We start from the raw sequence: 13,808 nt of genomic DNA, 5'->3' as shown, positions 1-13,808 counted from the left end.
CGCGGCCAGGCCCCAAAAAAGTGCAAATCTGCGAAACCGTGATTTTACCGCTTGTGCGGTTTCTTGGCTTGCCTGCCGGCGGTTCAGGTGGCCTGATCAGGGACGACGCGTACCGAAAATGCCTCATCGATGTAGAAACCGTCATCCGGGAAGCCCTTTTCGTCGCTGAAGCCGAACCAGCTGAAATTGCCCTTCGGCTCGATGGTCAGCAGGATTTTGCGCACGGTCAGCGTCTGATCCAGCGACTCGCTTTGCTCCCAGTCCTTCAGGAGTTGCTCGATTGTTAAGAGTTGTTTGGTCCAGGCGGTGTTGATGCGCAGGAAGCGGTCGTACAGATCCTGAAACGCATCGAGCGTCAGCGTGCCGCCTGGCGACAGCAGCATCAGGAAGGGCGGGATGATGCGGGCGATGTTGTCCGGCTCCGTCATCAGCACTTGCTGCAGATACGGGAAGGTGTCCTTGTCGCTGTCGTGCTGAAACTGTTCGGGGGTGAAGCCGAGCGCAAGGAAACGCGCGTAGATCTTGTGCCGTTGCAGTTCGTGATTCAGTACGTTGATGAAGGTCGGCGTTGCTTCCTGTTCGAACACGGAGGAAATGCCGAGCCGGATCGGGCGGAAACCGGACAGCAGGAGCTCGATCGTCAGCAGCTCCTGTGCCAGCGCCGCACTCGGATGGCGGCAACCAGCGTATTCGATGACGGCGCGTTCGCCGTCCACGCTGGAGAGCCAGTGTTCGCTATCGGATTTTTCGAACTTGAGTCGTGTACGTTGCTGCACGCTCTGCAGTAGCGCGGCAATGCGACGGTCGCCGCGGGCCTTGTCGATGACGCTCATGGGAAGGCGAAGATTGAAAAAGAGGAAGCCGGCATTATGCCGCATGCCTGCAGTTGCTTCGTTTTTGCTTCGCTTGCGTCGCGGCTTTTGTTTTCGCTTTGATATCCATTGACGGCGATGTCCGACCGTAACATCTGATCGCAATATCCGGCTACAGGATTCAGCTGCAGCGCAGCGGAATATTGGACACCACGATCTTCTTGCCCGGATGGCGGACGCCAGCGCGTTCCAGTAGTGCGACGAATTCTTCCTTCAGCGATTGCGGCGATGCTGTCGGGCCGATGATGACGCGGTTCAGCAGTTGCGGCAGGCCTAGTCCGTACAGACCGTTCTGCGGATCGTCACGGAACTTGATCTTCTGCACCTTCTGCGGAATGTCGCGTATGGTTTCGATGGCCGATGTGCGCACCGCGACTTCCGGCCATTGCGCATTGGTGATGATGCGCCATTCGCGCTCTTCGTGAAAGCCGGGATGCTTGATGCACAGAACCGCGTAATGCAGCATCGACAGCACGTTGTCGCGCACCCGTTCGCGGCCCAGGCTGCAGAGCAGTTCGCGTGCCTCTTCCATGTTGCGTACGACGGCGCGCAGTTCCTTGCGTACCTGGGCTGCCGTCATGTAGCCGACCGGGCTGGAATATGCGCCCAGCGCACGCGAGGAAATCTTCAGCATCGCTTCGGCATTCAGGATCAGCGCGACGCCGGAACTGCCGCCGTAGGCGCGCCACATCGACAGGCGGCCGTGATGGTTCTCGCGCGAACGGTGCTTGGAAACGCAGGCGATGAAGGTATGCGTCTTCAGGTGCGGCGACCAGCTGTCGAAGCGTTGCAGGATTTCTTCGGCCAGGCCTTCCGCGCAATCGTCGAGCACGGCCATGAAGCGACTCTTCAGTGCGTCGTCATCGAACGCTGTGTGCAGGCAATCGAAGCCGTATTCGATTTCCATCGCGTCGTTCATGTCGTAGGTGTCGCGCATCCAGATTTCCTCGTTGGCGAGGATGCGGCGCGCGGTCTCGGCGTTGGTGTAATAAGCGAAGCGGGATTTCTTGCTGATGCGCTGCAGTTGCCGGTCGGCGTAGGGGAAGAAGATGCGGTTGAGCCGGTTCTTCAGTTCGTTCCGGGGAATTGGGCCGGAAAATGTATCGGGCAGAACATCCGGGAGCGCATCGGGAAATTCATGATTGACCTGCATACCCCGTCATTATCCACGGCCATGTGACGGTGGCATGACGTATTCATGTTTTGACTATGCCTGTTGCCTCGAGATTTCGAGATTATTTGAAGGTCTTGTTGACGCGTTCCTTGCGCGCTTTCTCCAGCTGTTCGTGCGCCTTGCGCTTGTCCAGTCCGAACATGCGTTCGACGAATTCGAACCAGATGAAGGCGACGCAGAACAGTCCGGCGATCCACCACCAGGACAGTTTCTCCAGCGGACCGACTTCGAAGTATTTCAGCACGGCCAGCAGGACGATCACGATAATCAGCGGCATGGATTTCTCCCTGTTTTTTCCGGTGCAGCATAGGAGGAAACGGGGCAACGGTCAATTGTGTTGTCGCGTGTGCAAGACGTGACGGCGCGGCGAAACGAAATGGGGAAACAGGATAGAATGGCCGCGATCCTTTTCCGGAGAACGAGTATGAAGCGTTTGATGTTGGCGTGTCTGTTGACGATGGGCGTATCGGGCGCCGCGATGGCGAATGCCGATCTGGCGAAGGCGAAGAATTGCATGGCCTGCCATTCGGTCAACAACAAGATCGTCGGCCCTTCTTTCAAGGATGTAGCGGCAAAGTATGCCGGCCAGAAGGGCGCGGAAGACAAGTTGGTGCAGAAGGTGATGAAGGGCGGCGGCGGCGTCTGGGGCGCGGTGCCGATGCCTGCGAATACGCAGGTCAGCGAGGCCGAGGCGCGCACACTGGTCAAGTGGATCATGACTTTGAAATAATGCGTCGCTCGCAATAAAAAAGCGCTTCGATCGAAGCGCTTTTTTTGTGCCCGTCTGCCGGAATTATTTGGTGACGGCCAGCAGTTCGCGTTTGCCGTTGCGGTAGGTATAGAGCGTCAGCATGCCGTCCTTGATGTCGCCGTTGGCATCGAAGGCGATGTTGCCCGTCACACCCGGGTAATTGCTCTTCACCAGTTCCGGCAGATATTTGGCCGGTTCGGTGGAGTTGGCGCGCTTCATCGCATCGACCGCGGTATAGACTGCATCGTAGGCGTAGGCAGCGGTGTACACCACATCGATGCCGAATCTCTTCTTGTACTTGGCGCGGAATTCGTCGACTGCCTTGCGACGATCTTCCGGAACGCCGCCGGCTTCGGCGCAGACGACTTGATCATTGCCGAGTCCTGAACCGGCCAGGCCGGGCAACGAGCCGGTGCAGATGCCGTCGCCACCCATGAACTTGGCATTGATGCCGAGCTGATGCATCTGGCGCAGCATCGGGCCGCCGACGGCATCCATGCCGCCGAAGAAGATGATGTCTGGTTTCTTCGACTTGATTGAAGTCAGGATGGCATTGAAGTCGGTCGCCTTGTTGTTGGTGTACTGGTTCGCGACAATCTTGCCGCCGGCTGCCTTGACGGCTTTGGCGAACTGGTCAGCCACACCCTGGCCGTAGGCGGTGCGGTCGTCGATGATGGCGAAGGTCTTGCCGCCCATGGTCTTGACGGCATAGTTGCCCAGCGTGCCGCCAAGCTGCGCATCATTGGCGACGAGGCGGAAGGTGGTCTTGAATTTCTGCTGCGTGTATTTGGGATTGGTGGCCGACGGCGACAGCTGCGGAATGCCGGCGTTTGCATAAATGCGCGAGGCGGGAATCGTGGTGCCGGAATTCAGGTGGCCGATGACGGCGGAGACGTGTGCATCGACCAGCTTGGTGGCGGCATTGGTGGCCTGGCGCGGATCGGCAGCATCGTCCTCGGCCATCAATTCCAGCTTGATCTTCTTGCCGCCGATGGCCAGGCCCTTGGCGTTGATTTCCTCGACAGCCAGGCGTGTGCCGTTTTCATTGTCCTTGCCCATGTGCGAATCGGAACCGGTGGTCGGCGCGACACTGCCGATGAGCACGACCTGTTCCTGTGCCGAGGCTGTACCCGCCAGCGCAAGCGCCATCACGCCTGCCAGTGAAATCATCTTCAACTGCATTATTTGTCTCCTGAGGATTGTAAAACCTGGACTTAGCTGCAACACTTGGACCGTGAAGATCCCGAATAACCGGACCATACAACATCGGAAAACGGTAAGCCAAGCGTTTTGTTCGGTTTTTACGCCAGAGACGATTCCATGCCGAAAGCACATACCTTAGACAAAGTCGACCGCAAGCTGCTGAATCTGCTGCAGAAGGACAACCGGATATCGACCAGCATGCTGGCGGATAAGGTACACATTTCGCAGCCGACCTGTTTGCGCCGCATCCGGGATATGCGCGAGGCCGGCATCATCAGCGCCGATGTGGCGATGATCGATCCGTTTGCACTGGGCTACGGCATGCTGGCCTTCCTCGAAGTGTCGCTGGAGAATCAGGCCGACGAGCGCATGCAGGAATTCGAGGCACGCATGAACAAGGAGCCGGAAGTGATGCAGTGCTACTTCGTTTCCGGCGATTACGATTACTTTCTTGTCGTGCATGTGGTCGACATGGATGCCTACTACCAGTTCGTGCGCCGTGCGATTTCCGGTTCCGGCAACGTGCGGCATTTCCAGTCGAGGTTTCCGATGAAGCGCGCCAAGTTCGATACGCGTATTGCGTTCGACGAGAAGGCGGCGGAGGTGCAGGTCAAGACGGGAAAATGATGCGTTGATCCGGCGTCTTGATCGATATCTGGATTTGCTGCAGTAATTTTGTCGCATCAATTCCAGGCATTCATTCGATGCAGCTATGCAATGTCGCCATTCGATGTCGTCCGTCGGTCAATTGATGCGACCGGATGTGGAAACGGCGCAGCGAGAAAATTCGCTGCGCCGTTTTTTATTTGTCGATGCCGGAAACGTTCAGGCCGTGATGGAACGCGGCGCGCCCGACTGGCCGGAGTTGAATTCCGGTCCGGTGAAACGGAAATCCACTTCCGGCCGGCTGCCCGATACGATATCGGCGATCGCACGGCCCGAGCCGCAGCCCATGGTCCAGCCCAGCGTGCCGTGGCCGGTGTTGAGGAACAGGTTGGCGTAGCGCGTCCTGCCGATGTAGGGCACGTTCGACGGCGTCAGCGGACGCAGGCCGGCCCAGTAGGTCGGATTGTCGTAATCGCAGGCATCCGGGAACAGTTCACGCGTGCGGCGCGTGATCGCTTCGCAGCGCGTCGGATTCAATTCGCGTGTGTAGCCGTTCAGCTCGCAGGTGCCGGCCACGCGCAGGCGATCGCCCAGGCGCGACAGCACCAGCTTGTAGCCGTCGTCGGTCAGCGAGACGATCGGTGCGGTGTCCGGATTCGTCACCTTGTAGGTGGCCGAATAGCCCTTGCCCGGATAGACCATCAGGTCGATGCCGAGCGGCTTCAGCAATTGCACGGAGAAGCTGCCCATTGCCATGACGAAGGCATCCGCATGCAAGGTCTGGTGGCGGCCCTGTCCATCGATGACTTCCACGCCGGTGATCTTTGCATGCGCGCCGCTGCCGGATGTGAGCAGGCGCGTCACCGTCGTGCTGAAACGGAAATCGACGCCAGCCGTCGCCGCGCGTGCCGCGAGACCCGTGGTGAATTTGTAGACGTCGCCCGATTCGTCGCTCTGCGTGAAATCACCGCCGACGATGCGGTCGCGCATATGCGCCAGCGCCGGTTCGATGCGCACGACTTCATCGGCGCCGATCGATTCGCGCGGACAGCCGAGTTCGCGCATCAGCTTTGCGGCCGGCAGCGAATCCTCGAACTCTTTCGCATCGGTGTAGAAGTGCAGGATGCCGCGCGTCAGGTGATCGTATTCGATGCCGGTTTCGGCGCGCAGCGCCTGCAGCGTCTGCCGACTGTATTCGGCAATGGCGACGATCTGGCGAATGTTGTCGTTGGTGCGTGCTTCAGTGCATTCGCGCAGGAAGCTCAGCCCCCATTTCCACTGCAGCAATTCGGGACGCAGGCGAAACAGCAGCGGCGCATCTTCCTTGCCCAGCCATTTCAGGATCTTTTTCGGCGCGGCCGGATTGGCCCACGGTTCGGCATGCGAGACGGAAATCTGGCAGCCGTTGGCGAAACTGGTTTCCTGCGCGGCGCCGGGCTGGCGCTCGATGACGGTTACGTCATGACCGGCCTTGTTCAGGAACCACGCGGACGCGGTGCCGACGATGCCCGAACCCAGAACGATGACTTTCATTGCAAATCCCCAGCTTTATTCGATACCTTGAATTTTACGGACTTCCTGCTTTGCTGAGCGTTCAATCTGGCGGGGAATATTTGCGATTCGTTGAGAAAAATCGCAGTTTGCATACAGGAATGAAAAATATCGCCAGAAAACTTAATTTTTCGAAAATCGCATGTTTTCGATTTCCTCGGCGACGGCTTCGCGTACCAATTGCTCCAGCGTCTGTTGCAATTGGCGGCGCAGATGGCGCTGCATGTCGGCCAGCGCCGTTTCCACGGCGACGGCCACGCTGTCGGCGATCTGCTGTTCCATTACCGGATCGATGCGTTCCTGCAACTGCGCCAGCGTGCGCGCCGCCACTTTCTGTTCGAGACGCGTCCATTCTTCGTCGAGCCAGCCGTCGATCGGCTCCGGATCGATCGGTTGCGTCGATACAGGCGGTTCGTGTTCGTCGAGCGGCACGGCGGCGGCAACGACAACTGGCGGTTCCGGTTCTGCGGGAGCAGGAGGCGGCTGGATGACTTCCGTCAGCATCGGAATGCCGGCGTCTTGTGCGGATTTGTTCATGCGTTGTCGGCCACGAAATGGGTCAGCGGATAGCCACGCTGCTTGTAATAGCTGTAGCGCTCGCGTCCGGCGGACTTGTCCGTTTCGTCGGAGGAGACGATTTCGAACACCCGCTCGAAGCGGGCGAAGTGTGCAGGCGGCGTATCGGACAGGTTGATCAGAATCTGGTGATGCGGCGATTCCATCCCGGGATCGGCGGTCAGCAGGATCGGTGTCTGCGCGGCGAGGGCGTCGTTGGCCATCACGTGCGGCAGGAAATCCTGCTCGGAAAAAGTCCACAGCAGCGCATCGAGCCGCGCCAGTTGCGAACGGTCCTGTGCCAGGATCACGATGCGGAAATCGGCATTGCGGGCCTTGCGTGTCAGCCTGCAGGCGTAAGCCAGCTTGTCGGGAACGTTGCTGTGGAAGTCGATGCGTGTCATTGGATCGGCAGATCAGAAGCGGAAACCGGGCGGCGCATTGCCTGCGGCTGGCGGGCGTTCGGCTGGTGCCTGTGGTGCCGGTTCTTCGGCTGCCGGTTTCGTTTCGGGTTTTTTGGGCGCCGCAGGTTGCGGTGCCGGATTGCGGTAATTAGGTGGCAATTTGCTGGTGGCCGGATAGCCGGCGGCGGTCAGCGCGGTATTCCATTCGTCGGGATCGGCGCCAGTCAGCTTGCTTCTGCCGATCGTCACGAAGGGCAACTGCTGGGTGCCGCCGGCCTGTTTCAGACGAGCGATATCTTCATCGCTGCTGACGGTTTTTTCAGTGAAGGGAATGCCGCGAGCTTTCAGCAATTCGCGTCCGCTGGCACAGCCTTCGCAGTTTGACGTGGTATAGAGCGTGACCGGATTGCTGCGTACGGCTTGGACCACTTCGAACGGCAGGCCGCTGGTGACGCTGCTGCCGGTGCCGATGGATTTTTCCTCGACCTTGGCTGCCGAGGCGGGCGGCGGCATGTCGCTGTAGGTGACCTTGCCGTCCGGTCCGACCCATTTGTAGAGCTGTGCCTGTGCGCTGGCCGAAACCAGCAGCGACAGCAGCAGCCACGACCAGCGGTTCTTCATTGCAACGCTCCTTCGTTGTTCATGCTGCCGAATCTACCGAATGCGGAAAGTGCGGAAACGGCACGTCAGGCTGCCATGCCGCTGTGACGCAGCAACGCATCGATTTCCGGTTCGCGGCCGCGGAAGGCCTTGAACGATTCGATTGCCGGACGCGAGCCGCCCATTGCGAGAATTTCGCGCAGGAAGCGCGCGCCGGTTGCTGCCGACAGCACGTTGCCGTCCACCTTGCCGGCTTCCTCGAATGCGCCATAGGCGTCGGCCGACAGCACTTCCGCCCACTTGTAGCTATAGTAACCGGCCGCATAGCCGCCGGCAAAGATGTGCGAGAACGAGTGCTGGAAGCGATTGAATGCCGGCGGCAGCATCACCGAAACCTGTGTACGCACTTCGTTCAGTACGTCCTGCACCGATTGCGGACCAGCGGCGTCATAGCCGTTGTGCAATAGCATGTCGAACAGCGAGAACTCGACCTGGCGCAGCGTCTGCAGGCCGGACTGGAAATTCTTCGCGGCGATCATCTTGTCGTACAGCGCGCGCGGCAGCGGCTTGCCGGTGTCGGCATGCGCGGTCATGTGCTGCAGCACGTCCCATTCCCAGCAGAAGTTTTCCATGAACTGTGACGGCAGTTCGACCGCATCCCATTCGACGCCGTTGATGCCGGATACGCCCAGTTCGCCGACCTGCGTCAGCATGTGGTGCAGGCCATGGCCGAATTCGTGGAACAGCGTGATGACTTCGTCGTGCGTGAACAGCGCCGGTTTCGTCTTGCCGTCGACGGTGATCGGCGAGCTGAAGTTGCAGGTCAGATAGGCAATCGGCGTCTGCACGCGTTCGCCATCGTTACCGGTGATGACACGGCGGCCGCGGGCATCGTCCATCCACGCGCCGCCGCGTTTGCCGTTGCGTGCGTACAGATCAAGATAGAACTGGCCGACCAGTGCGCCGTTCTTTTCGATGCGGAAGAATTTGACATCCGGATGCCAGACCGGCGCATTGTCTGGCTTGATGGAGACCGAGAACAACGTCTCAACGGTGCGGAACAGGCCGGCGACGACTTTCGGCTCAGGGAAATATTGTTTCACTTCCTGTTCGGAAAACGCATAGCGCTGTTCGCGCAGTTTTTCCGATGCGTAGGTCGCGTCCCAGGCTTCGAGTTTCGTGATGCCGAGTTCTTTATCTGCGAAGGCACGTAGTTCGGCCAAATCTTTTTCCGCGAATGGGCGTGCACGCTTGGCCAGGTCTTCGAGGAAGCCGATGACCTGTTCCGGCGTTTGCGCCATCTTCGGTACTAGCGAGACTTCGGCAAAGTTCTTGTAGCCGAGCAGCTTCGCTTCTTCGTCGCGCAGCTTCAGGATCTCGACGATGTTCTGCGTGTTGTCCCATTCCGGATGATCGGTCGCCTGGTCGGATGCCTTGGTCGCGTTGGCACGATAAATCGTCTCGCGCAGCTTGCGGTTGTCGGCATATTGCAGGATCGGGAAATAGGACGGGAAGTGCAGCGTGAATTTCCAGCCGGGTTTACCGTCCGCTTCGGCGGCGGCGCGCGCGGCCTGCTTCGCGTCATCCGGCAAGCCGGCGAGTTCGGCTTCGTCATCGACGAACAACGCGTAATCGTTGGTCGCGTCGAGAATGTTTTCAGAAAACTTCGTCTGCAGCGCCGCCTGCTTTTCCTGAATCTCGGCAAAGCGCGGCTTCTGCTCTTCGCGCAGTTCGGCACCGCCGAGGCGGAAATCGCGCACGGCGTTTTCGATGATCTTCTTGCGCGCCGGCGAATAGCCGTTGTAGTCGGGGCCGAGCTGCAGCGCCTTGTATTTGGTGAACAGCACGAGGTTCTGCGACAGCGCGGTCCAGAACTCGGTAATCTTCGGCTGGTTCTCGTTGTAGGCGGCGCGCAGTTCTGGCGTATCGACGACGGCGTTCATGTGGCCGACGGCACCCCAGGCGCGGCCGAGTTTTTCGGTCACGTCTTCCAGCGGTTCGACGAAGTTTTCCCACGTCACCTGATCCGTGCGGGATTCGAGATCCTTGACGACGTCGCGGCATTGTTCGAGCAGGCTGTCGATCGCCGGACCGACGTGCTCGGGTTTGATGGCATCGAAGCGCGGGAGATCGGAAAAGTCCAGCAACGGGTTCAGGGCGATATTCATCAGAGTTCTCTTTCCGCTGCCTCGACGGTGTTGACGAGCAGCATGGTGATGGTCATGGGGCCGACGCCGCCCGGTACGGGCGTGATGTGGCCGGCCACTTCCTTCGCGTTGGCAAAATCGACATCGCCGCACAGCTTGCCGTTGTCGTCGCGGTTGATGCCGACGTCGATGACGATGGCGCCCGGCTTGATCATGTCGGCCGTCAGCGTATTGCGGCGGCCTGTGGCGACGACGACGACATCGGCCTGCCGCGTGTGATGACCGATATCCGTGGTACCGCTATGGCAGATGGTGACGGTGGCGTTGGCTTGCAAGAGCAGCAGCGCCATCGGCTTGCCGACCGTGTTGCTGCGGCCGATGACGACGGCATGCTTGCCTTTCAGGCTGGTGCCGGTGCTTTCGATCAGCTTCATGCAGCCGTACGGCGTGCAAGGGCGGAAGCCGGGGAGGCCGGTCAGCAGTTCGCCGGCGCTCAGTACCGAATAGCCGTCCACGTCCTTGCGCGGCGAGATCGCCTCGATCACCTTGTGCGGATCGATGTGCTTGGGTAATGGCATCTGGACCAGGATGCCGTTGATCTTCGGATCGTTGTTCAGTGCATCGATGCGCGCCAGCAATTCGGCTTCGGTCAGCGTTTCTTCGTATTTTTCGAGCAAGGAATAAAGACCATTGTCTTCGCAGGCTTTGACCTTATTACGTACATACACCTGCGAAGCCGGATCGGCGCCGACCAGGATCACGGCCAAGCCGGGCTGTTTGCCTTTGGCGGTCAGTGCGGCGGCACGTCTGGCGACGTCGGCGCGCAATTGTTGGGAGAGCAGGTTGCCATCGATGAGTTGTGCGGTCATGGGAAGCGTTCAGTGAAAAACGGATAAAGGAAGACGACGAACGAAATGAAAAGCGAAAAGGACTGATTATATAGAAGAGCCTGCAGCGACCCGGAAAGAGCGGTCGAGGAAAGTCAAAGTGCGGAATCAGGCAGCAGATTGCAATAGATTTCGCATTATGAAAAGTAATGCCGTAATTTGGAAATGCTAAAAACTGCTGTTAAACTCCGTGCCGTTCACATGACAATGTGCAAATCGGATTCAAATATCGTCCGCCTTTACAAAAGGCGGCTTCAGGAAAAATCAGGAGACTTATTATGTCAGCCCAGCTCGACCAGGTATTGGCGCAAGCCGCCAACGATCCCGATGTAATGGAAACGCAGGAGTGGCTGGATGCCCTCGAAGCGGTGATCGAAACGGAGGGCCCGGACCGTGCCCATTATCTCGTCGAGCGCATGATCGATCTGGCGCGCCGCCGCGGCGCACAGGTTCCGTTCTCGCCGACCACGGCCTACGTCAACACGATTCCGGCTGACATGAGCGAGCCATGCCCGGGCAACCTGGAATACGAAGAGCGCCTGCGTTCGTGGATGCGCTGGAATGCGATGGCGATGGTGGTGAAAGCCAACCGCGCCGACGGCGACCTGGGCGGTCACATCTCGAGCTTTGCCTCGCTGGCGAACATGCTGGGCATCGGCTTCAACCACTTCTGGCATGCGCCGACCGAAGACCACGGCGGCGATCTGCTCTATATTCAAGGCCACTCGTCGCCGGGCGTCTACGCGCGTGCTTTCCTCGAAGGCCGTCTGTCCGAAGAACAACTGGTCAACTTCCGTCGCGAAGTCGACGGCAACGGTTTGTCCTCGTATCCGCATCCGAAGCTGATGCCGGAATTCTGGCAGTTCCCGACTGTCTCGATGGGTCTGGGCCCGTTGATGGCGATCTATCAGGCACGCTTCCTCAAATACCTGCACGCACGTGACGTTGCCAAGACCGACAACCGCAAGGTCTGGGTCTTCTGTGGTGACGGCGAGATGGATGAAGTCGAATCGATGGGCGCGATCGGCGTGGCCGGCCGTGAAGAGCTGGACAACCTGGTGATGGTCGTCAACTGCAACCTGCAGCGTCTGGACGGCCCGGTGCGCGGCAATGGCAAGATCATCCAGGAACTGGAAGGCGAATTCCGCGGTGCCGGCTGGAACGTCATCAAGATCATCTGGGGTTCCAACTGGGATCCGCTGTTGGCCAAGGACAAGGAAGGCATTCTGCAGCGCGTGATGATGGAAACGCTGGACGGTGAATATCAGAACTACAAGTCGAAGGATGGCGCATACGTACGCAAGCACTTCTTCGGCAAGCATCCGAAGTTGTTGGAAATGGTGTCGCGCATGTCGGACGACGACATCTGGCATCTGCTGCGCGGCGGCCACGATCCGCACAAGATCTACGCCGGCTTCAAGGCGGCGCAGGAACACAAGGGCCAGCCGACCGTGCTGCTGGTGAAGACCGTCAAGGGTTACGGCATGGGCAAGTCGGGCGAAGCCCGCAACACCGCGCACCAGACCAAAAAACTGGATGACGAAGCCGTGCGCGAAATGCGTGATCGCTTCTCGCTGCCGATCGCCGACGACAAGCTGCCGGAAGTGCCGTTCTTCAAACCGGACGAAGACACGCCGGAAATCAAGTACCTGCATGAACGCCGCCAAGCGCTCGGCGGCTATCTGCCGCAGCGCCGCATGCAGGCCGACGAAAAACTGCCGGTGCCGGCGCTGGATACCTTCAAGGCAATCCTCGATCCGACCGCCGAGGGCCGTGAAATCTCTACCACGCAAGCCTACGTGCGTTTTCTGACCGTTCTGCTGCGCGACGCCAACCTCGGCAAGCGCGTGGTGCCGATTCTGGTCGACGAATCGCGTACCTTCGGCATGGAAGGTCTGTTCCGTCAGATCGGCATCTATAACCACCAGGGTCAGTTGTACGAGCCGGTCGACAAGGATCAGGTCAGCTACTACCGTGAAGACAAGGCAGGCCAGATTCTGCAGGAAGGCATTAACGAAGCCGGTGCGATGGCATCGTGGATCGCGGCGGCAACGTCATATTCGACGAACAACCGGGTCATGCTGCCGTTCTACACGTTCTATTCGATGTTCGGCCTGCAGCGCATCGGCGATCTGGCGTGGGCAGCGGGCGACATGCGCGCGCGCGGCTTCCTCCTCGGCGGCACCGCCGGCCGTACGACGCTGAACGGTGAAGGCCTGCAGCACGAAGACGGCCACAGCCATCTGCTGGCATCGACGATTCCGAACTGCCTGCCGTACGACCCGACCTTCGCGCACGAAGTCGCCGTCATCATGCACGACGGCTTGAAGCGCATGGTCGAAAATCAGGAAGACGTGTTTTACTACATCACCGTGATGAACGAGAACTATCCTCAGCCAGGCCTGAAAGCCGGCCAGGAAGCGGACATCCTGAAAGGCCTGTACCTGTTGCAGGACGGCGGGAAAAAATCCAAGCAGCGCGTGCAATTGATGGGCTCCGGCACCATTCTGCGCGAAGTGATCGCTGCGGCTGAGCTGCTGAAGAACGACTGGGGTGTCACTGCCGACATCTGGTCTGCACCGTCGTTCACGCTGCTGGCGCGCGACGGCCAGGACGTCGAACGCTGGAACATGCTGCATCCGACCGCGGAACCGCGCCAGGCGCATATCACCAAGTCGCTGCAAGGCACGAGCGGCCCGATCGTGGTTGCTACCGACTACATGCGCACGTTCGCCGAACAGGTGCGCGCGCACATTCCGAAAGGCCGTACGTACAAGGTGCTGGGCACCGACGGTTTCGGCCGTTCGGACAGTCGTGCGAAACTGCGTGAATTCTTCGAGGTCAATCGCTACTTCGTCACCATTGCAGCCCTGAAGTCGCTGGCTGAAGAAGGTGCGATCTCGGCCGATGTCGTCGCGCAGGCGATCACGAAGTACAGCATCAATCCGGACAAAGCCAATCCGGTCACGCAGTAATTCCAGTTAGAGATTCTTCCTCTGGCTGAACGGGGAATGCAGTGCGCGTTACATGTCTTGCGCCTGCTTCCCCGCAGTCATGA

At 59.3% G+C, this 13,808-nt stretch carries 13 protein-coding genes; 3 read left to right on the top strand and 10 right to left on the bottom strand.

Going from position 1 to position 13,808, the window contains the following annotated elements:
- Positions 1-83 precede the first annotated feature (83 nt).
- From IEV40_RS03960 to IEV40_RS03950, 3 genes are all read right to left on the bottom strand, one after another.
- Positions 84-833 (bottom strand): hypothetical protein, encoded by a 750-nt coding sequence (locus tag IEV40_RS03960; RefSeq protein WP_188419639.1) that lies wholly within the window; start codon positions 831-833, stop codon positions 84-86.
- A gap of 160 nt (positions 834-993) precedes the next feature.
- Positions 994-2,025 (bottom strand): DUF2971 domain-containing protein, encoded by a 1,032-nt coding sequence (locus IEV40_RS03955; protein WP_188419638.1) that lies wholly within the window; start codon positions 2,023-2,025, stop codon positions 994-996.
- An 82-nt stretch (positions 2,026-2,107) separates the two neighbouring features.
- The gene (locus tag IEV40_RS03950) at positions 2,108-2,323 is read right to left on the bottom strand and encodes a TIGR04438 family Trp-rich protein (protein WP_188419637.1); all 216 of its coding nucleotides are present in this window, start codon (positions 2,321-2,323) and stop codon (positions 2,108-2,110) included.
- A gap of 147 nt (positions 2,324-2,470) precedes the next feature.
- On the opposite strand from IEV40_RS03950, the gene IEV40_RS03945 reads away from it, so the two are divergent.
- A complete protein-coding gene (locus IEV40_RS03945; protein ID WP_188419636.1) occupies positions 2,471-2,776 on the top strand; it encodes a c-type cytochrome in 306 nt (101 codons plus the stop codon).
- 63 nt (positions 2,777-2,839) lie between these two features.
- Here the strand turns inward: IEV40_RS03945 and IEV40_RS03940 are convergent, their stop codons facing one another.
- Positions 2,840-3,979: a branched-chain amino acid ABC transporter substrate-binding protein gene (locus tag IEV40_RS03940; protein ID WP_188419635.1), complete on the bottom strand. Its 1,140-nt coding sequence runs from the start codon at positions 3,977-3,979 to the stop codon at positions 2,840-2,842.
- Positions 3,980-4,117: 138 nt separating this feature from the next.
- On the opposite strand from IEV40_RS03940, the gene IEV40_RS03935 reads away from it, so the two are divergent.
- Positions 4,118-4,627 (top strand): Lrp/AsnC family transcriptional regulator, encoded by a 510-nt coding sequence (locus tag IEV40_RS03935; RefSeq protein WP_188419634.1) that lies wholly within the window; start codon positions 4,118-4,120, stop codon positions 4,625-4,627.
- A gap of 198 nt (positions 4,628-4,825) precedes the next feature.
- Here the strand turns inward: IEV40_RS03935 and IEV40_RS03930 are convergent, their stop codons facing one another.
- From IEV40_RS03930 to folD, 6 genes are all read right to left on the bottom strand, one after another.
- Positions 4,826-6,139, bottom strand: coding sequence for a D-amino acid dehydrogenase (locus IEV40_RS03930; protein WP_188419633.1), 1,314 nt, complete (start codon positions 6,137-6,139; stop codon positions 4,826-4,828).
- A 141-nt stretch (positions 6,140-6,280) separates the two neighbouring features.
- Positions 6,281-6,694 carry a DUF2486 family protein gene (locus IEV40_RS03925; protein ID WP_188419632.1) on the bottom strand — a complete coding sequence of 138 codons (414 nt, stop codon included), beginning with the start codon at positions 6,692-6,694 and terminating at the stop codon, positions 6,281-6,283.
- Positions 6,691-7,116: a DNA polymerase III subunit chi gene (locus tag IEV40_RS03920; RefSeq protein ID WP_188419631.1), complete on the bottom strand. Its 426-nt coding sequence runs from the start codon at positions 7,114-7,116 to the stop codon at positions 6,691-6,693. Before IEV40_RS03920 ends, IEV40_RS03925 begins: the two co-directional genes overlap by 4 nt.
- 12 nt (positions 7,117-7,128) lie before the next feature.
- Positions 7,129-7,737, bottom strand: a complete 609-nt coding sequence (locus tag IEV40_RS03915; RefSeq protein ID WP_188419630.1) for a glutaredoxin family protein — start codon at positions 7,735-7,737, stop codon at positions 7,129-7,131.
- A gap of 65 nt (positions 7,738-7,802) precedes the next feature.
- Complete coding sequence (locus tag IEV40_RS03910) at positions 7,803-9,884, bottom strand: M3 family metallopeptidase (protein ID WP_188419629.1); 2,082 nt, start codon at positions 9,882-9,884, stop codon at positions 7,803-7,805.
- Positions 9,884-10,732, bottom strand: coding sequence for a bifunctional methylenetetrahydrofolate dehydrogenase/methenyltetrahydrofolate cyclohydrolase FolD (folD, locus tag IEV40_RS03905; RefSeq protein ID WP_188419628.1), 849 nt, complete (start codon positions 10,730-10,732; stop codon positions 9,884-9,886). Before folD ends, IEV40_RS03910 begins: the two co-directional genes overlap by 1 nt.
- A 296-nt stretch (positions 10,733-11,028) precedes the next feature.
- Between folD and aceE the strand changes: the two genes are divergently transcribed.
- The gene (gene aceE, locus IEV40_RS03900; protein ID WP_188419627.1) at positions 11,029-13,725 is read left to right on the top strand and encodes a pyruvate dehydrogenase (acetyl-transferring), homodimeric type; all 2,697 of its coding nucleotides are present in this window, start codon (positions 11,029-11,031) and stop codon (positions 13,723-13,725) included.
- The last annotated feature ends 83 nt before the right edge of the window (positions 13,726-13,808 follow it).

It is taken from the genome of Oxalicibacterium solurbis (genome assembly GCF_014635845.1).
In the GTDB taxonomy this organism is placed as follows: Bacteria; Pseudomonadota; Gammaproteobacteria; order Burkholderiales; family Burkholderiaceae_D; genus Oxalicibacterium; species Oxalicibacterium solurbis.
The sequence above is the reverse complement of the archived record's forward strand: the minus strand, read 5'-3'. Positions and strand labels throughout refer to the sequence as shown.